Here is a 17,525-nt window from a genome sequence, read left to right as displayed (position 1 = left end):
CCTGTATCAAGAATGTATCGATGGTTCATTACCCATGTGTGGACGGTTTGCAATAACTCTTCCGAATGACGCCATGGCGCAGCTGTTTTCCGCACGACCGGCAAATACGCTGCCAGCAGTTCCAAACTTTAATGTTTGTCCGACAAATCAGGTACATGTGGTGCGCAGCGGTGAAACAGGCCGCCATCTGGACGGGTTGCGTTGGGGATTTCTGCCACACTGGTACAAATCTGAAACGGCTGGCCCGCTGTTGATCAATGCGCGGTCCGAGACTTTGGCGGAAAAACCAGCCTTTCGTGAAGCCTGCCGGTCGCGCCGCTGCCTGATCGCGGCCACCGGGTTCTACGAATGGACGAAAACCGATCAGGGCACCCGACTGCCGTGGTACATCCATCGCAAGGATGGAGCCCCGATTGCCTTCGCGGGCGTCTGGCAGGATTGGGGACCACAGGAAAGCCGACAAGGCACCTGCGCTATCGTGACCACAGGTGCAAATGAAAACCTTAAGACAATACACCACCGGATGCCCTTGATCCTTGAGCCGGAAGACTGGCCATTGTGGCTGGGCGAGTCGGGAAAAGGGGCCGCACGGTTGATGCAGCCGGGTGACGAGGGCGTGCTGGCCTACCACCGCGTCGACCCGGCGGTGAATTCCAACCGGGCCAGCGGACCCGAACTGATTGAACCTTTCGACGGCTAAGGGCGCATGACCTTTTCTTTCGAAACTCGGCAAGCTAGACCACTGGTATGGCTTTGAATTTCCCTGATCTGACCAAGCTTTACGCGCATAACTTTGATACGGTTATCGACGTGCGCAGCCCGGCCGAGTATGCCGAGGATCATTTGCCGGGTGCGATCAACTTGCCGGTTCTGAATAATGAGGAACGGGCGCGCGTCGGAACCATCTATGTTCAGGAAAGCCCGTTTTTGGCGCGCAAACTGGGGGCCGCGCTTGTGTTCCGCAATGCGGCCAACCACATCGAGCAGCATCTCAGCCATCACGAGGGTAGTTGGAGACCATTGGTCTATTGCTGGCGTGGTGGCCAGCGTTCGGGATCGTTCACCTGGATGTTGCAGCAAATCGGTTGGCGCGCTGACGTGGTCGAAGGCGGCTATCGCACGTACCGCCGGTTGGTGAATGCGTATTTGTACGACGATCCTCTACCGCATCGATTGATCGCCCTGGATGGCTATACTGGAACGGCCAAGACGGATCTGTTGGCTCTGTTACAAAGGCGTGGCGTTCAGGTTCTGGACCTTGAGGCATTGGCCAATCACCGGGGATCTTTACTGGGGGAAAGGCCAGGCGGACAGCCCGCGCAAAAGGCGTTTGAATCGGCATTGTCCAGCGCGCTGTGCGCAATGAATCCAGCGCGCCCTGTTGTGGTCGAAGCGGAATCTTCGAAAATCGGCAGTCTAATCCTGCCGCCCAGCCTTTGGACCGCGCTATGCGCGGCCCCCAGGGTGCAAATCACAGCACCGATGGAAGCGCGCGCCGCCTATTTGGTGAGGGCCTATGACGACATCCTGTCTGACAGTGATCGTTTGCGGGATCGGCTTTCTCCGCTGCGTTTTCATCGCGGACATGACGTTGTCGATGGGTGGATGCACCTGATCGATGCGGATGAAAAACACGCGCTGACACAGGCGTTGATGGAACAGCACTATGATCCGGCCTACACCAAATCACGGCGGTCGCGGTCCGCAGAGGTGCTGGCCAACATCAACATTGCGACATTGGACGATGACGGCCTTGCAACGGCAGCGTCTCAAATCGAAAGCCTGTTGGATCAGCTTTGAAGGCGCATGCCCGGAGTATCAGTCAATTCACCAATGATTACGGCGGGGTACCCTGCGGCCTTCAAGTCCTGAATCAGTGCATCGGCCGCTGCCGCATCGACAGCCGCCAGCAAACCACCAGCCGTTTGCGGATCGAACAACAAAGCGGCTTTGCCTTCGGCGGGCAGGCCAATGGCAATAGCCCGGTTGTCGGCAAAGATCGTTGACCGCATACCTTGTTCAGACAGCTCCAGCGCACCATCCATCACCTCAATCGCGTCCAGATCAAGCACGGCACCGCAGCCTGAGGCGTCGCAGATACCTTGCAGGTGTCCGGCTAATCCAAACCCGGTCACATCCGTCATCGCATGGGCTTTGGCCAGAATACGTGCCGCCTCTCCCTGCGGTTGGGTCATCTGCTGATAGGCCGCTGCGACCCAGGCTCCGTTGGCTAGACCGGCCATTTCCGCAGCCATCATAACGCCGCTGCCCAAGGGCTTGGTCAGGATCAGACGGTCCCCCGGTTGCCCACCCGCCAATGTTACAGGAGGCGTTTCACAAAGGCCGGTTATCGTAAAGCCGATGGTCATCTCGTCGCCCATGGAACTGTGCCCACCCACAATTTCGGCCCCGGCCTCTTTCATCACCTTGCCCGCGACTGCCATGATTTCTGCCATGGTGCGGCCTTGAAGACTGGCGGACATACGAGGCAGGATGATCGTTGCCGTTGCGGCCTGAGGCGTAGCTCCCATGGCCCAGATATCCCCCAACGCGTGCACAGCAGCAATGCGTGCCATAAGGGCGGGATCATTGGTGAAAGCCCGCAGGTGATCCGAGGTCATGACCTGCTGAACGCCACCCGTCTGTAACAAAGCCGCATCATCGCCGGGCAGGGGGGTAATGTCCGAGCGGGTCGGGGCGGGTTGCGATTTCAGAGCGGTCTGCAACGCGTCGCGCCCGACCTTTGCGCCGCACCCTCCGCACATGGGTTTTTCCCCCAGCGACTCATCCAGCCCAAAGGCCCGGTCGCGTGGTAATGTTGGAGGCTTCATCTGCGGCAGGTTTCGAAACCTGTTCATGAAGGTTTGGTCGATGTGGTTCTTCCATTTCCACATGATCGGACCGCTGAAGGATGTCCCCAAACGTTCACCAAGCGCGGATTTGCCGCCCAAAGAAATCAGTTTGAGGTAATCCTTCTGCGGGACATACCTGCGAATCCGTCCCGCCCCCAGCGCGGCACGCAGATTATCAAAAAGAACGGGCGCTTCGCGCACCGCGTAAACGCCTGCCTTGGGGCGCGGATTATCCGACAGGTGGGCGCAATCTCCGGCTGCAAAAACAGCGGGGTCGCTGGATTGAAGATGGCCGTTCACCCGGATGTACCCGTCCTGCAGATCCAGCCCGGTATGTGCGATCCAGTCATAAGGGCGCGCCCCGGCGGCTCCGGTGACGAAATCTGCAGGTATTGCGCGGCCGTCCTTCAGTTCCACGTGATCCGCGTCGATCCGGGTGATCACTGCGTTTTCGATGACGTCCACACCCAGATCCTGCATGGCGCGGCGGATCGTGGCCGCCGCCTTGGGTTTGGTGGCCGTCAGGATCGAGGCATTATCGATCAGCGTTATCCGCGCCGCGCGCCCCTTTGCTTTGAGAGCATGGGCCATGGCCATGACCAATTCGGCCCCGGCAACGCCCCCGCCGATCACCGCGACTGACGCAGGGCCATCGTGATCAAGATAGTCAGCCCACCGCGCAGCAAATCCGCCCAGAGGTTTGGCTGGAATGGCATGTTCGGCAAAGCCCGGTAGAGCGGGCATGTCCGAAGTGATCCCGACATTGACTGACGCCACATCAAACCCGACCGGCGGGTGTCCGGGAACATGCACCTGATGTGCGTCGGTATCGATCCCCTCAACCGCACCCAGAATAACACGAGCGCCTGCGAAGCGCGCGAGTTTCACCAGGTCAATGTCCAATTCCCGGCGATCGTAATGTCCGGCGACAAATCCGGGTAGCATCCCGGAATATGGCGCAGTTGGGCCGGGGTTGATCACTGTCACCCGTGCCCCGGGCAGGGGGTTCATCCCCCATTTCCGCAAAAGCAACGCGTGGGTGTGACCTCCGCCAACAAGAACCAGATCGCGGGTTAAAGGCAGCGGAGGTGAGTGCATTGGGTTAATTCGCGCTATGGTCCGGGACGTCTTCGACCTGCTCGACCGCGTGGGTGGCCCAAAGCTCATCCTCACCCGCATCCGGCAAATCGCTGGGCTTTTCATGACGATGAATGTGCCATTTGGCAATGAACAGGGCCGTGATCGGTGCTGTCAGAAACAAGAAAAGCGTGATCAGAAGCTCATGCAATGACAGTTTGCCTTCCAGCAGGACGGAATGCGTGATCGAGGCCAGAAGCACACCGCCCACGCCCAACGTCGTCGCCTTTGTCGGCGCGTGCAGCCGGGACATAGGGTCCTTTAGCTTGATCATGCCGAAGGAACCGACAAAACCGAAAATGCCCGACATGATCAGGAAAACGGCGATCAGAATTTCGACAAGTAATGTCATGCCGCCCTCACTCGATAATGTTGCCGCGCAACATGAAGCGCGCGTAAGCCACGGTTGAGACGAAGCCGAGCATGGCAATGATCATGGCAGCTTCGAAAAAGATTTCGGTGCCCTGATCCAGACCATAGAGGATCATCAGGGCGATGGTGTTGATCACCATCGTATCCAGCGCAAGAACGCGGGTGCCAACGCCGTCTGCGGTGATGATCCGCCAAAGGCACATCATGATGGCAGCTCCGAAACAGGCAAAGGCAAACAAGATGGCATATTCCAAAATCATTCGAAAATCTCCTTCAACCTGCGCTCGTAACGCTGCTTGATCTGATCGCGCACCTCTTCGGGGTTGGGGGCGTCAAGACAATGCACCAAAAGGTTATGCCCTTGCGCCGACAGATCGCAGCTTACGGTGCCTGGGGTCATGGTTATGGTGCCCGCCAGAACGGTGATCGCCTCTGGCGTGCGCAGTTCCAACGGGACACAGACCCAGTTGGGTTGGCGGTCGGCATCGCGTTTGAACAGGATAATTCGGGCAACGGTGATGTTTGCAATCACAATGTCCCAAAGCACGACCAGCATGTACTCTGCCACCATCGGCCAATTGCGCAGCTTGGGACGATCCGGCCAGTAGGGCTGCGTAATAAAGGGGATGATGATCCCCAAAATCAGACCAAACACCAAAGAGTTCAAAGACCCGTTATTGGCCAGCAGCACCCAGACGAGCGTCAGCAAGAAAGTCAGATGAGGGTGCGGAAAGATCCGGTGGAGCAGTTTCATCATTCTTCCCTTCCCAATACGGCAGAGATGTAGTTTTCGGGCGCAAACAGCTGAGCTGCGGTCTTGCTTGTGTATTCAAGGGCCGGACCTGCAAACAGGGTCAGCAGGATCAAACCCGCCACCAGTCCAAACACGGCTGTGATCGCAAGGCCGAGTTGCGGTTCTGGGGCGACCGGTGCTGGGACCTCTTCGCCTTCGACAGGCTCTTCGATGGTGACCACCTGCGTGTCGTGGCTTTTCCAGAAGATCAACGTTCCCGCGCGCGCCAGCCCAACGATGGTGACAAAAGACCCGATCAGAATAACAGCCCACACCGCCGTTGCATCCGATGCATCGCGGGACGCGTCCAGAACCAGCAGTTTGCCGATGAAGCCCGAAAGCGGTGGCATCCCTGCCATTGCGATGGCTCCGACAAAGAACAGGGCCGAGATCAGGCCACTTTGGGGCATCGGCGCTGTGGGTGCGATGGCACCGCCGCGACGTTCCATCACCAGATCCGCCACCAGGAATAACAGCGCAGTCGCAAGCGTCGAGTGGAACACGTAGTAAAGTGCCGCCGCCGTCGCATCCGGCGTGAATTGCGAGATTGCGATCAGCAGGGTACCCATCGAAGCGATGGCGCAAAATGCCACCATGCGGGCTATGTGCTGAGATCCCAATATGCCGACGGCCCCAACGGCCAAGGTCAAAAGCGCGGCAGGTTGCAGCCAATCGCCGACCAATCCCTGGGTCGCTTCAACCTCTGGTCCAAAGGCCAGCGTGTACATCCGAATGATCGAGTAAGCACCGACCTTGGTCATGATCGCAAAAAGGGCGGCAACCGGTAGGGGGGCGTTGGCATAACTGGCGGGAAGCCAGAAATGCAGGGGCAACACTGCGGCTTTGATACAGAAAACCAACAGCAAAAGCACAGCGCCGACCCGTAGCAAAGCCGTGTCTTCAGCCGGAAGCTCCGCCACACGCAGCGCAATATCGGCCATGTTCAGCGTACCGGTGACGCCATAAATCGTGCCCAGGGCAAACAGAAACAGGGTCGAGCCCAAGAGGTTGTAAGCCACATACTGCACGCCCGATTTCAATCGAACCGAACCGCCGCCATGGGTCATCAGACCGTATGAGGCGATCAGCAGAACCTCGAAGAACACAAACAGGTTGAACGCGTCGCCGGTCAGGAAGGCGCCGCAAACGCCCATAAGCTGGAAATGGAGCAGTGCGTGGAAATGTTTCCCGCGCTCGTCCCAGCCCGACGCTATGGCATAAAGCACAATGGGTAAGGCCAGCAGCGCGGTCAGCAGAACCATCATGGCTGAGAGCCGATCCAACACCATGACAATACCGAAAGGTGCAGGCCAATTGCCCAACTCGTAGACCAGAATTTCACCACCCGACGCTTGCGCGGTGATGGTCAGGGCAATGCCCAGCAGGGCAATGACACCGGCGACCGAGAAGATGCGCTGCAGGTCCAGATGATACCGCAGGACCATGATGATGAACGGGGCCAGGATCGCGGGAAGGACGATCGGCGCAACGATCCAGTGGTTCATGCGTCTTCTCCCGGGGCGTCCACGCTGTCCTGCGGGCTCATGTCTATATGGTCATCCTTTGAAGACAGGTAGGCCGAAAGGGCAATCATCACGATCACGGCCGTCATCCCGAACGAGATCACGATGGCTGTCAGCACCAGCGCCTGTGGCAGCGGGTCGGTATAGGGCACGTCTTCGTATTTGTTCAGAACGGCTGGCGCATTCAGCGCGAGGCGCCCGGTGGCAAACAAGAAGACGTTCACCGCGTAGGTGATCAGGGACAGGCCAAGAATGACTGGGAATGTCCGGCGACGCAGGATCAGGAAAATCCCGGCGGCGGTCATAATGCCTACGGCAGAGGCTACGAGCGCTTCCATCAGGCCTGCTCCTTCTCTTTATCTTCGTCTTGAGGGGCATCCCGCAGTGGGTTGATATCCATTGGGAATTCCTGCGCCATACCCGGCCGCCACGCAAAGCGCGACAGGCTGTCCAGCGCGAGCATCACCGCCCCAAGAACGGCGAGGAAAACGCCCACGTCAAACAGCATGGCCGTGGCCCATTCGAACTCTTCCAGCGGTGGCCAGTTGATGTAACCGAAATCGCTGGTCAGGAAGGGACGTTCGTTGAACCAGGCCCCCAGGCCGGTCGCGGCTGCAATCAGAACACCCCAGCCGATGGTGCCGTGATAGTAGAACCTTTGTCGTTCGATGGCCCACGTATATCCGCTGGCCATGTATTGCATCAGAAAGGCAATTGCGACGACAAGACCAGCGATGAAACCGCCGCCGGGTTGGTTGTGACCCCGGAAGAAAATGTAGGCGCCAACCATCAGGGCGATGGGCATCATCACACGCGTCGCAACCACCATCATCAGCGGATGAGAATCCCCCGATTGCGGCCAATGCGGTTTTCGGTTCAGAAGATAGCCGCGCACATTCGTGCTCAGAACCGCTTCGGTCAAGGCAAAGATGATCAGAGCCGCGATGCCCAGAACGATGATCTCGCCAAAGGTATCAAAGCCCCGGAAGTCGACCAGAATAACGTTCACCACGTTGGTGCCACCACCGCCCTTGTACGAATTCGCCAGATGGAAGTCCGAGATTGTCGGGAAGGCAAAGTCCCGCAGCATGATCGCGTAAATCAGCGCCCCGGTCCCGATACCCGCGACAACAGAAATCGCAGCATCTCGCCACCGTCGTGCGGCTGAACTGTCCCACGGCGTTTCCGTGGGCAGGAAGTTCAGCGACAGAAGCAGCAGGATCATTGTCACCACCTCGACCGAGATCTGGGTCAGAGCCAGATCCGGTGCAGACAGATAGTTGAAGGCGACCGACACGATCAGGCCGACGACGCCGATCAGGACAAGCGACAACAAACGGTTGCGGTGGAACCACATGATCCCCAAGGTCGCGCCAACCAGACAAATCCAGCCGATGATCGGGATGATCTGCGCAGGCAGCGGAACACGTGTTTCAACGCCAATCGTTCCTGTCGAATAGGCGTAGTAGCCCAGACCGACGGTAAAGGCGACGAAGATGATCGCGTAGCGGCTGAGGACACCGTTGTGCAGCTCATCCGTGATCCATTGGCTGAGGCGGGTGAAGGCGTTGATGATCGCTTCGAAAATGACCTTCGCCTCAGGGCGGGGCAGGGCGTTCCATAGCTGCTCACCGAGTTTGTGCATCGGCAGCAGGAACAGGCCACCCAGCGTCGCGACAATCGACATGTACAGTGCCGGCACAAAACCGTGCCACAGCTTCAGCGAGTAGTAGGGCAGCTTTTCTCCGCCGATCACCGCGCTGGACACCACGGCGACCAAGGGGCCGACGATCGCAGCCGAATAGAGGCCGATCAGAATGACCAGCACGACCAGGAAGGCTGGTGCAATCCACAGACCGACGGGTGGATCATGCGGATGCGCAGGGTAGTCGTCGCGCTGCGGGCCGAGGAACACGTGGCTCACGAAACGGAAGGAATAGGCTGCAGAAAACAGCGATGCCAGCAAGGCCAATCCCGGCACCAGATAATGCGAGTTCAGCCATGTCGTGTGGACGGTCTCCTCCAGCATCATCTCTTTCGACAGGAACCCATTTAGCGGCGGCAGGCCCGCCATCGACAGGGCCGCGATGGTGCCGATTGTAAAGGTGATCGGCATCAGATGCCGCAATCCGCCCAATCGCTTGACGTCACGGGTGCCGGTTTCATGGTCAACGATCCCGGCGGTCATGAATAGGGCGGCTTTGAAGGTCGCGTGGTTGATGATGTGAAACACGGCGGCGACAGCTGCAAACTTGGTGCCAAAACCCAGCAGCATGGTGATCAGGCCCAGATGAGAAACGGTCGAAAACGCAAGCAGCGCCTTTAAGTCATCCTTGAACAGAGCAATCACCGCGCCCAACAGCATGGTCACCAGACCAGTGGTGGCGACAATATAGAACCATGCATCCGTCCCGGCCAAAACCGGCCACATCCGCGCCATCAGAAACAGACCGGCTTTAACCATTGTGGCTGAGTGCAGATAGGCCGAAACCGGCGTGGGTGCCGCCATCGCGTGCGGCAACCAGAAATGGAACGGGAACTGGGCCGATTTTGTGAAGGCGCCCAACAGGATCAGGATCAGCGCGGGCAGGTAGTAGGGCGAAGCCTGGATCAGTTCTTTGTTTTGCAGAATGACGCTCAGATCATATGACCCCACGATGTTTCCCAGGATCAGCATCCCGGCAATCATCGCCAACCCGCCGCCACCCGTAACGGCCAGCGCCATACGCGCGCCTTGGCGACCTTCGGGCAGGTGTTTCCAATAGCCGATCAGCAGGAATGAGCTGAGTGACGTAAGCTCCCAGAAAATAAGCAAAAGCAGGATGTTGTCTGACAGAACGATCCCGACCATCGCGCCCTGAAACAGCAGCAGATAGGTATAGAACTGCCCCATCGGATCTTCGCGCGAGAGGTAGAACCGCGCGTACAGGATGATCAGCAGACCGATGCCCAAAATCAGCAGGGCAAACAAAAACCCTAGTCCGTCCAGCATAAAGTTCGCGTTTAAACCAAGTCCCGGAATCCAATCGAACCGTGCAGTAACAACTTCGCCGCGCATGACCGAAGGGATGTGGATCAAAAGCCCCATCAGGGCGAGAAACGTCGTCAATGCCGCTGCGGATGCAGCCGCGTTTCTGCCTGCACGGATCAGAAGAGCAGGGAACACAGCACCAAGGAAAGGAAGGGCCGCGATAAGGAATAGGGACAAGTGCGATACTCCGGTCTGAGCGGTCAGGATGAAGCCAATTTTGTAAGGATATTTTCTTGACTGTCCAGATATTGTAACTTCTTCACAAAATTCTACTGAAACACTCAACTATACTGCAGCTCTGCGAAAAAATGACGCGATCTTGATCTTGTTCAGGGGTTTAGTGGGCTCCGTTTTCCTCCATCTGTGCTAGATCAACGGGTAGCAAACAGGAGGCATCGCGTGGCCGAACAAGTGAACCGAACCCGCAGATGGGTGTTGATCGGCGGTGGTGCCGCGGTCGCTGCCGGGTTTGCGATCCGGGAATATCGCTTGATCCCGGAAGATCATGGCGGTGGCCGGATCAGTGTAGCTGCAGCTCATGAACAAGCCCGCGAAGGGCACATCCTGCTTGTCGATATTCGAACGCCGCGCGAATGGCGCGCTTCGGGCGTTGGTGAGGGTGCTACTCCGCTTGATATGCGGCGTGAAGATTTCATCGAAGTGCTCTCGCAACTGACTGACGGTAACAAATCGGCACCCGTCGCGCTGATTTGTGCGCGTGGTGTACGCTCGGCACGATTGAGCAATCAGCTCATCGCGGCCGGTTTCGCCAATATCATTGATGTGCCCGAGGGCATGCTGGGCTCGGCGGCTGGGCCGGGTTGGGTTCGGGCCGGACTGCCGGTTCGTCGATATAATGAGGATGCAGGATGATCCGAACACTCAGTCTAACGGCATTTCTTGCCGCAACCGGGCAGGCGGCATTGGCCGGGTGCGCCGGTCAGGATGCTGTATGCGAAACGCCAATGGGCACCTATCACCTCGAATTGCCTGATGCGGATAATCCTCCGATGGTTCTATTCCTGCACGGCTACGGTGGCAGCGGATCGGGCACGATGCGCAATCGCGCGATGGTCGAACCTTTGCTGGAACGTGGCTATGCGGTTATGGCACCTGAGGGTCTGGAACGACCTGATCGGGGCGGCACCAAAAGCTGGAATTTCTATCCCGGGTTTGGCGAACGGGACGAAACCGCCTTTCTGACTGAGGTTGTGCAAGATGCCGCCGACCGGTTCGGCGTCGATCCCGACCGCGTCCTGCTGGGTGGATTTTCGGCAGGGGGCTTCATGGTCAACTATTTGGCCTGTGAGGCCCCTGATACGTTTTCTGCCTACGTTCCCGTCTCGGGCGGGTTCTGGCGTCCGCATCCCGAGGTTTGCGAGGGTCCGATCCGCATGTTCCACACCCATGGCTGGACGGATAATGTGGTGCCCTTGGAAGGTCGCTTGTTGGGTGGCGGGCGTTTCCAGCAGGGTGACATTTTCGCCGGGCTTGAAATCTGGCGCGAAGCAAATGGTTGCGTCGATCACAAACCAAGCAGTTTCACGGTGACGGATGACTTCATGCGCCGTCGCTGGACAGGGTGCGCCGAAGGCAGCGCGTTGGAGTTTGCGCTGTTCCCCGGGGGGCACAATGTACCTGCCGGTTGGGCAGACATGATCGTCGATTGGTACGAAGGGTTACCCGGCAGTTGATTATTCCGCCGGGGTCATGTTGCCTTTGCCTTCGACCAGCCGCTTGAGCTCATCACGATAGCGGCGGGCCGAGCGTGTGATTGCAGGCTCGCTGAAATCCTCACGCATTCCGACCATTCTGCGTGCAGTGCCTGCAGACACACCGCTGAGGGCCGACAAAGGAATTGCAAGTGCCAGGCTGATGGCAATCGGAGCCAGCCAGATCGAAACCAGACCGGACAGAATACCCACGCTCAGCGCGATGCCACTGATCGTTTCCAGCGCATGGCACAAAACCAGAGTGCCTAACCCATAGCTGCCGCCATCACGGGCTTGCGGAGACCAGCCGCGTTGGATGCCAAAAGCGGTGCGGAAGACCGCAATCATCTGCTGCACCATCAGAATAGGCGCGTACAGAATAGACAGCAGAACCTCGGCCAGGAACGACGTCAGAAACTTGCGCGCTCCGCCAAAGTCGGAATAGCGCACACCGCTCAGTGGCAGGGCAAGAACACCAAGCACCTTGGGGGCCAGCAACATGGCATACATGACCAGAATGATCAGCACATGTCGGGTTTCGGACATTTCGGGCCATTGCGGGAACAGCGGATTGTCGGGGCTGAAGTAATGCAGGACGGATGCGTCCTGACCCTGACCAATCAGCGCCCACATCAAAAGCAGTGCGAACCATAGCGGAGACATCAGGTATCCAATCGCACCGTGGAACATGTGAAAACGTGATACGGCGCGGAATCCGGTCGATCCAAGCAGCTTCAGGTGTTGCAAATTGCCCTGACACCAGCGGCGGTCCCGCATGGCATGATCGATGAGGGTGGGTGGTGTTTCTTCGTATGATCCGCGAATGCGTGGCAAAAAGCGCACCGCCCAACCGGCGCGGCGCAGCAATCCAGCCTCGACAAAATCGTGGCTCATGATCAGCTTGTCCTGACCGCTGAATGACCGCAGCTTGGGCAGACCGGCGCTGGTGGCAAAAGCCTTGGTGCGGATAATTGCGTTATGGCCCCAATAATTGCCTTCTTGCCCGCACCAACGCGCCAGACCTTCAGCAAAGGCGATGCCATAGACGCCGTTTGCGAATTGCTGCATCCGGGCAAAGACAGACTGTGCGCCTATGAGTTGCGGATAGCTTTGGATCAGACCCGCGCTGGGATCACGCGCGAGCGCATCGGTCAGTCGATAGATCGCGCGCCCAGTCATCAAACTGTCGGCATCCAGCACCAACATCGCATCCCAATCCGCGCCCCAGCGGCTGACCCAGTCGGCGATATTTCCCACCTTGCGATCGGTGTTTTGATCGCGGCGGCGATAGTACAATTCCAGCCCCGGTGCCAAAGTGGTACGCAGGGCCTCGACACTGGCCTGTTCCTGCGCCGCTATTTCGGGGTCCCGTGTATCGGAAAGGATGAACATGGCATAGTGGTGCTGTCCGCCACGGGTCTGCAAATCTTCCAGCATGGTGCGGGCATTGCCCAGCACGTTCCACGGCACCTCGTTGTAAACCGGGGTCAGCAAGGCCACGCGCAATGGCTGCGCGCTGTGGCTTTTCTGAGGGCGATCCTGCCGCGACAGGGACACCATACCCAAAAGAACCGTGCAAACCGTAAACGAGATCCAGAAGAAATTGAACGAGATCAGCGCCAACAGGATGGCTTCGATCAGGTTGATCCCTTCAGCGCTGAACCAATCGCTCATCACCCAGAGCAGGCCCAGCGTTGCCGCCATAGCCGGGGAAAACGCCAACGCACGCCAGAACCCAGCCGATGAGCCGCGCTTGCCAGAAGGCGCTTCCGCATCGCGGAACTGCGCGCCGAAGTTCTGCGCGGGCATCGCCAGAGGGGCTTCTGGCGGCATGATATGCAGATCGCGGCTCATGTGGTCCAACGGTAAAGCCAGACTTCAGAGGCGGGCTGTTTGTCTTTCAGAAGCTGCGCGCGCAGCTCGACATGGTTGCGGTCTCCGGGCTGGAACGAAAAGGCCAGACGCAGGCCACCGGTATCGGGATTACGTTGCAGAACACCTTCAGAAGTTTCGGCATGAGGCGAGTCAACAAAGATCGAGATCGCGTCGATGTCCTCGAACAGTTCACTGCCTTCAAAGTCAATGACAGCCAGACGGCCCTCGCCGAACGTGTTGTCCCCCATCGCGGTGTTGATGACCCGCGGCATCGGCGTGCGCTGAGGTTCTTCACCCCAGATCAGACGATAGGACATATCGACCTGACTGCCCGCCGCATAAGGCTCAGCCGGGCGCCAATAGGCGACGATATTGTCATAGATTTCCTGATCAGCGGGGATTTCCACCAGCGTCACAGTGCCTTTGCCCCAATCCTGATTGGGTTCGACCCATAAACCGGGGCGCTTGTGATAATTCGCTTCCAGATCGGCATAGTCCGAAAACTCGCGCTTGCGCTGCATCAGGCCAAAACCGCGCGGGTTCGTATCAACAAAAGACGAGATCTGCAGGCGGGTCGGGTTGGCCAGCGGCCGCCACAAAACCTCACCCGCGCCATTGCGGATCAGCAGCCCGTCACTGTCATGCACGGCGGGGCGGAAATCATCGAACCGGCTGTGGTTGGTTTGGTCGAACAGGAACATCGACGTGCCCGGCGCAATTCCGACATGGGGCAGCTCTTCGCGCGGGAACAGCGTGGCCTCAACATCCATGACGCAGTCTGCACCTGCTGTGACGTTGAACCGATAGGCCCCGGTCACGCTGGGGCTGTCCATCAAGGCATGCACAACCATATTGCGCTGGCCGGGTTCGGGGCGCTCCAGCCAAAAGCGGATAAACTCGGGGAATTCCTCGCCATCGGGATCGCCGGTCTTCAGGGCCAGACCTCGGGCGGACAGGCCGTATACCTCGTGCAAGCCAATGGCGCGGAAATAGCTTGCGCCTTGCCAGACGCAGAATTCATCCGTCTTGCCGGGGCGGTGCATTTCGGTCCGCAGGCGCAGTCCAGAAAAACCCAGCGTATCGTCGATGGGCAATTGCGGGACATCTTCGGACTTGTCGAACATCGCAAGGTCGAAAGCGACAGGCGTGGTCATGCCGTTTTCAACCGTTTCGACCTTTACGGTACGGGGGAAGTACAAGCCAGGAGTGAAGAAATCCACGTTGAACGGGGTCTCGGTCTCGTACCAAAGCGCGCGGTCCAAGCGGAACCGGATCGAGCGGTATTGCTGATAGGTCAGGTCCTGCCATTCCTGGGGGACCATATCGCGTTCCGCGTAGGGACGGCTGGCCAGATCACGCGCCATCTCGATCACATAGTTACGATCAAAAGGTACTTCGCCGCCCGTCGCATAGGCGGACGGGGCAAGAGCCAAAGCGGTCGTCGAAACGAGGAATGCGCGTCGGGTAAAGTTCATTTCTTGGTCTTCCAGGGTTGTGACTTGAACCAAGCTGCCAAATAGGCAACGCCGATGATCATCGCAAAGCCAATCATGTTGGCGACAAAGACACTGGCGACATCCCGCCCAGATTGGTCCAGCGCGACACCGATCAGGCGGGCTGCAGCCATGGAGAACACAAAGACTGCAAGGGATTGCTGGCCGACCTTCGTGATAACCGCCAGCAGAAGTTGCCAGACGCGCGCGCCCACACTGTGCCCCGTTGCAATCAGGCGGTGGCCATGCTCGCCCGCAGCAACCCAACCCAGATAAGCCAGCGACAAGAAGTGGACGTAACGCAGCAGACCAAATTCGGTTTTTCCACGCAGGTCTTCAGTCAGAGGCCAGCCCTTGCGAATTACTGCACCAAAATCGGGCGCGGCGGTGTTGATCCAGGTGAAGACCTTCCACGACCCGAACGGAGCCGAAAGGACAACAAAGGCAATTGCCGCCCAGATCAGGGATTTCGAAACGGGCGGGGCGGGAATCCAGCCGCGCATGAAGGCAAAACCCGTAAAGAACAACAATTGCCAACCGAACGGGTTAAAGAACCATTGACGATCCGACCATGGCTCGGCCGGCAATGCCAATGCGCCGGTCTGAGCAATAAACCAGATGCTGACCGATACTGCTGCCATCAGCCAGAAGCTGACACGATACAGCGCCATGTAAAGCGGCATCAGCGCCAGTACCACAAGATACATCGGCAGGATGTCAAAGTAGTTCGGCACGTAGGTCAGTGTGAAAATCCCAACCATCTGCGAGGCCGGATCGTTGAAAAAATGCTGCAGGTTCAGAGATGAGATATAAGTCTTCTCGAACGCACCGGTCTGGTCCAGTGCAGCCATGGTCATGGCCACAAAGAAGAACAGACAGATATGCGCCCAGTAAACCTGCCAGATGCGGAACGCCACACGTGCTGATCCCATCCACCAGCCCTTGCGCAAAAACGCGCCGCCAAAAGCAATGGCAGAGGCCATGCCAGAACAGAACACAAAAATTTCTGTGGCATCGGAATAGCCGAACCGCGCTGGAATCCATCTGGCCCAGGGATCGTTTGGGATATGGGCGATGAGAATGATGAACATCGCAATACCGCGGTAGAAGTCCAACCGTGGATCGCGCGTGCGGGCTGGGGCCGCGGCAGGGGCCGCAGCTGGTGCAAAATCAGAAGCGGGCGATATGGTCGCCATACGTTTTCTGTCCTTCTAGATCGTCTTGTTATTCGGCGGGGACGCTTTGCACGTCGCCGCTATCGCGGGCCGCATCGATCAGGGCGCGGCGTGCGATGGCATAATTGTCTTCGCCTCCGGCTCGCTTGGCACGACGGTCGTCCAGAATACGCTCGACCGCGTCCAGACGTCCGGCGCGCAGACCGGAATCGATGGTAATGCGTTCAAATACATCACGTTGCGCGTGGCTGCCACCGGCCAATTGCATCGATCCACGCGCCGTCAGTAGGTGATCGAACGCGGTGCCATAATGGCCGTCTCCGAAGGCTTCCAACCCCATGGCTGCGGCAACACCGGGATCAGCCATACGGCTGGTGGTGTCGTCTTTGGCGTGGGCTGCGTCACGGTTCATGCGGCTCAGCATCTTGGAGGTTGCGTCGGCACGATTGTCGCCGGTCAGAGCCAGCAGGTAATGCAGGTCCGCGAAGATCAGGCAGCCATCTTCGGTGCGCGCAGCACTCAGATCGGCCAGTTCTTCCCAGCGGTTGCCAACATTCACGCCCTCAAGCTCAAGCCGGGACAGAAGCGAGGTTGCGTTCGAAATGTCGCGGTAATCGTCGGTCTTGTCCTTGCGAATATGGGCGTCATACAGCTCCATCACCTGATCAACCTGACCCAGATCCAGATGCATCAGGGCTTTGTGCCACCAGACGTGATAGCGGAAATTGTTACAGTGCGCCCAGGCATCTTCGCGCCCTGCAAGCCAATCCAAACCCAGCTGCGCGTTGCCGGTCATCTCATGAACATGGGCCACCGCGTGCAGGCCCCAGGCGTCGTCCGACACCATCCACAGCGCCTGACGGCCTGCGATTTCGGCCTTTTCATAGGCGCCGGTTTCCTCCAGCGCGAAAGAATGACAGCCCAGCAGATAGCCACGGCCCGGATGGTCGGGTTCGTAGGCCGGCATCACACGTTCGATCGACCGGCGCATACCTTCGGCATCGCCCAGAACAAATCGTGTTGCATGGCTCAGTTTCATCGCCAGTGTGTCCTGCGGATGATCACGCAGGACCGCTTCGAATTTCTGCACCGCTCGCGTTTGTTGTCCCGCTAAAAACAGCGCCAAAGCGTCCACGTACAAGCGCTCGCGGGCCGAGATCGGTTGACGTTCCATCGCGGTATTGGCCGCTGCCAGGGCTTCAACCGCTACGGCCATCATTTCGCGTCTGCCCAGCAGCGCCATGAACAGACCTTTGACTGCGTGACCCAGCGCAAAATCAGGTTCAAGCTCAAGCGCTTTGCCCAGATGTTGGGGCGTGACGGCAGCATGCGCCATGAACCCAAGCAGAACACCATTCCAGGCGTCGACCGCGGCCGGCTGGGTCAGGGTGTTCATCTGTCCAAAAACATCTTGTTTCATACTTGGGTCCAATCTGATTGCGGTATTTCACTTTGTTCGATGTAACAGAGTGTGAGAGAGGGACGTAATAGTATCGACCCTGCTCTCGAATTGGTGAAATGCCGTGTGCGAAAAAGGCGAAAAAAACCGCCGATTCAAGAGC

The 17,525-nt window shown here is 58.3% G+C and carries 15 protein-coding genes; 4 read left to right on the top strand and 11 right to left on the bottom strand.

The genetic code is table 11. The features are described 5' to 3' along the window. Positions 1 to 34: 34 nt before the first annotated feature. Positions 35 to 700 (top strand): SOS response-associated peptidase, encoded by a 666-nt coding sequence (locus tag GS636_RS04655; protein ID WP_171668644.1) that lies wholly within the window; start codon positions 35 to 37, stop codon positions 698 to 700. A 47-nt stretch (positions 701 to 747) separates the two neighbouring features. Beyond that, a complete protein-coding gene (gene mnmH, locus GS636_RS04650; protein WP_171668614.1) occupies positions 748 to 1,800 on the top strand; it encodes a tRNA 2-selenouridine(34) synthase MnmH in 1,053 nt (350 codons plus the stop codon). On the opposite strand, the gene selD is transcribed toward mnmH, so the two are convergent. Genes selD through GS636_RS04615 form a run of 7 tightly spaced genes read right to left on the bottom strand, consistent with a single transcriptional unit; the run spans position 1,791 to position 9,885 of the window. Then, entirely contained in the window at positions 1,791 to 3,950 is a 2,160-nt protein-coding gene (selD, locus tag GS636_RS04645; protein ID WP_171668613.1) for a selenide, water dikinase SelD, read from the bottom strand. The two genes, mnmH and selD, sit on opposite strands and share 10 nt — an antisense overlap. Before the next feature lie 4 nt (positions 3,951 to 3,954). Further along, the gene (locus tag GS636_RS04640) at positions 3,955 to 4,341 is read right to left on the bottom strand and encodes a Na+/H+ antiporter subunit G (RefSeq protein WP_171091048.1); all 387 of its coding nucleotides are present in this window, start codon (positions 4,339 to 4,341) and stop codon (positions 3,955 to 3,957) included. A 7-nt stretch (positions 4,342 to 4,348) separates the two neighbouring features. After that, entirely contained in the window at positions 4,349 to 4,621 is a 273-nt protein-coding gene (locus GS636_RS04635; protein WP_174825372.1) for a K+/H+ antiporter subunit F, read from the bottom strand. Next, on the bottom strand, positions 4,618 to 5,115 hold the full coding sequence (locus tag GS636_RS04630; protein ID WP_171091225.1) for a Na+/H+ antiporter subunit E: 498 nt from the start codon (positions 5,113 to 5,115) through the stop codon (positions 4,618 to 4,620). Before GS636_RS04630 ends, GS636_RS04635 begins: the two co-directional genes overlap by 4 nt. Next, a complete protein-coding gene (locus GS636_RS04625; RefSeq protein WP_171668612.1) occupies positions 5,115 to 6,659 on the bottom strand; it encodes a monovalent cation/H+ antiporter subunit D in 1,545 nt (514 codons plus the stop codon). The genes GS636_RS04630 and GS636_RS04625 overlap by 1 nt, the downstream gene beginning before the upstream one ends. Further along, positions 6,656 to 7,015: a Na+/H+ antiporter subunit C gene (locus GS636_RS04620; protein ID WP_170751150.1), complete on the bottom strand. Its 360-nt coding sequence runs from the start codon at positions 7,013 to 7,015 to the stop codon at positions 6,656 to 6,658. Before GS636_RS04620 ends, GS636_RS04625 begins: the two co-directional genes overlap by 4 nt. Next, a complete protein-coding gene (locus GS636_RS04615; RefSeq protein ID WP_171668611.1) occupies positions 7,015 to 9,885 on the bottom strand; it encodes a monovalent cation/H+ antiporter subunit A in 2,871 nt (956 codons plus the stop codon). The genes GS636_RS04620 and GS636_RS04615 overlap by 1 nt, the downstream gene beginning before the upstream one ends. Positions 9,886 to 10,107: 222 nt before the next feature. Here GS636_RS04615 and GS636_RS04610 point away from each other — a divergent pair, with 222 nt between their 5' ends. Together GS636_RS04610 and GS636_RS04605 are read left to right on the top strand one after the other, a co-directional pair. Further along, positions 10,108 to 10,581, top strand: coding sequence for a rhodanese-like domain-containing protein (locus GS636_RS04610; RefSeq protein ID WP_171668610.1), 474 nt, complete (start codon positions 10,108 to 10,110; stop codon positions 10,579 to 10,581). Beyond that, entirely contained in the window at positions 10,578 to 11,402 is an 825-nt protein-coding gene (locus GS636_RS04605; RefSeq protein WP_171668609.1) for a PHB depolymerase family esterase, read from the top strand. The genes GS636_RS04610 and GS636_RS04605 overlap by 4 nt, the downstream gene beginning before the upstream one ends. Here GS636_RS04605 and mdoH read toward each other — a convergent pair whose 3' ends face one another. Genes mdoH through GS636_RS04585 form a run of 4 tightly spaced genes read right to left on the bottom strand, consistent with a single transcriptional unit; the run spans position 11,403 to position 17,383 of the window. After that, the gene (mdoH, locus tag GS636_RS04600; RefSeq protein WP_171668608.1) at positions 11,403 to 13,274 is read right to left on the bottom strand and encodes a glucans biosynthesis glucosyltransferase MdoH; all 1,872 of its coding nucleotides are present in this window, start codon (positions 13,272 to 13,274) and stop codon (positions 11,403 to 11,405) included. It abuts the gene before it with no gap. Next, complete coding sequence (locus GS636_RS04595) at positions 13,271 to 14,770, bottom strand: glucan biosynthesis protein (protein ID WP_171668607.1); 1,500 nt, start codon at positions 14,768 to 14,770, stop codon at positions 13,271 to 13,273. Before GS636_RS04595 ends, mdoH begins: the two co-directional genes overlap by 4 nt. Further along, positions 14,767 to 15,984, bottom strand: a complete 1,218-nt coding sequence (locus tag GS636_RS04590; protein ID WP_171668606.1) for an OpgC family protein — start codon at positions 15,982 to 15,984, stop codon at positions 14,767 to 14,769. Before GS636_RS04590 ends, GS636_RS04595 begins: the two co-directional genes overlap by 4 nt. A gap of 28 nt (positions 15,985 to 16,012) precedes the next feature. Beyond that, complete coding sequence (locus GS636_RS04585) at positions 16,013 to 17,383, bottom strand: tetratricopeptide repeat protein (RefSeq protein WP_171668605.1); 1,371 nt, start codon at positions 17,381 to 17,383, stop codon at positions 16,013 to 16,015. Positions 17,384 to 17,525 lie beyond the last annotated feature (142 nt).

The sequence above is a fragment of the Ruegeria sp. HKCCD4884 genome (genome assembly GCF_013110855.1).
Taxonomy (GTDB): domain Bacteria; phylum Pseudomonadota; class Alphaproteobacteria; order Rhodobacterales; family Rhodobacteraceae; genus Ruegeria.
The sequence above is the reverse complement of the archived record's forward strand: the minus strand, read 5'-3'. Positions and strand labels throughout refer to the sequence as shown.

What these genes read in the sequence shown, in the direction of transcription:
- GS636_RS04635 (WP_174825372.1), bottom strand. Translation starts at nt 4,621, where the DNA reads ATGATTTTGGAATATGCCATCTTGTTTGCCTTTGCCTGTTTCGGAGCT.
- GS636_RS04625 (WP_171668612.1), bottom strand. Translation starts at nt 6,659, where the DNA reads ATGAACCACTGGATCGTTGCGCCGATCGTCCTTCCCGCGATCCTGGCC.
- GS636_RS04655 (WP_171668644.1), top strand. Translation starts at nt 35, where the DNA reads ATGTGTGGACGGTTTGCAATAACTCTTCCGAATGACGCCATGGCGCAG.
- mnmH (WP_171668614.1), top strand. Translation starts at nt 748, where the DNA reads ATGGCTTTGAATTTCCCTGATCTGACCAAGCTTTACGCGCATAACTTT.
- GS636_RS04590 (WP_171668606.1), bottom strand. Translation starts at nt 15,984, where the DNA reads ATGGCGACCATATCGCCCGCTTCTGATTTTGCACCAGCTGCGGCCCCT.
- selD (WP_171668613.1), bottom strand. Translation starts at nt 3,950, where the DNA reads ATGCACTCACCTCCGCTGCCTTTAACCCGCGATCTGGTTCTTGTTGGC.
- GS636_RS04640 (WP_171091048.1), bottom strand. Translation starts at nt 4,341, where the DNA reads ATGACATTACTTGTCGAAATTCTGATCGCCGTTTTCCTGATCATGTCG.
- GS636_RS04605 (WP_171668609.1), top strand. Translation starts at nt 10,578, where the DNA reads ATGATCCGAACACTCAGTCTAACGGCATTTCTTGCCGCAACCGGGCAG.
- GS636_RS04630 (WP_171091225.1), bottom strand. Translation starts at nt 5,115, where the DNA reads ATGAAACTGCTCCACCGGATCTTTCCGCACCCTCATCTGACTTTCTTG.
- GS636_RS04595 (WP_171668607.1), bottom strand. Translation starts at nt 14,770, where the DNA reads ATGAACTTTACCCGACGCGCATTCCTCGTTTCGACGACCGCTTTGGCT.
- mdoH (WP_171668608.1), bottom strand. Translation starts at nt 13,274, where the DNA reads ATGAGCCGCGATCTGCATATCATGCCGCCAGAAGCCCCTCTGGCGATG.
- GS636_RS04620 (WP_170751150.1), bottom strand. Translation starts at nt 7,015, where the DNA reads ATGGAAGCGCTCGTAGCCTCTGCCGTAGGCATTATGACCGCCGCCGGG.
- GS636_RS04585 (WP_171668605.1), bottom strand. Translation starts at nt 17,383, where the DNA reads ATGAAACAAGATGTTTTTGGACAGATGAACACCCTGACCCAGCCGGCC.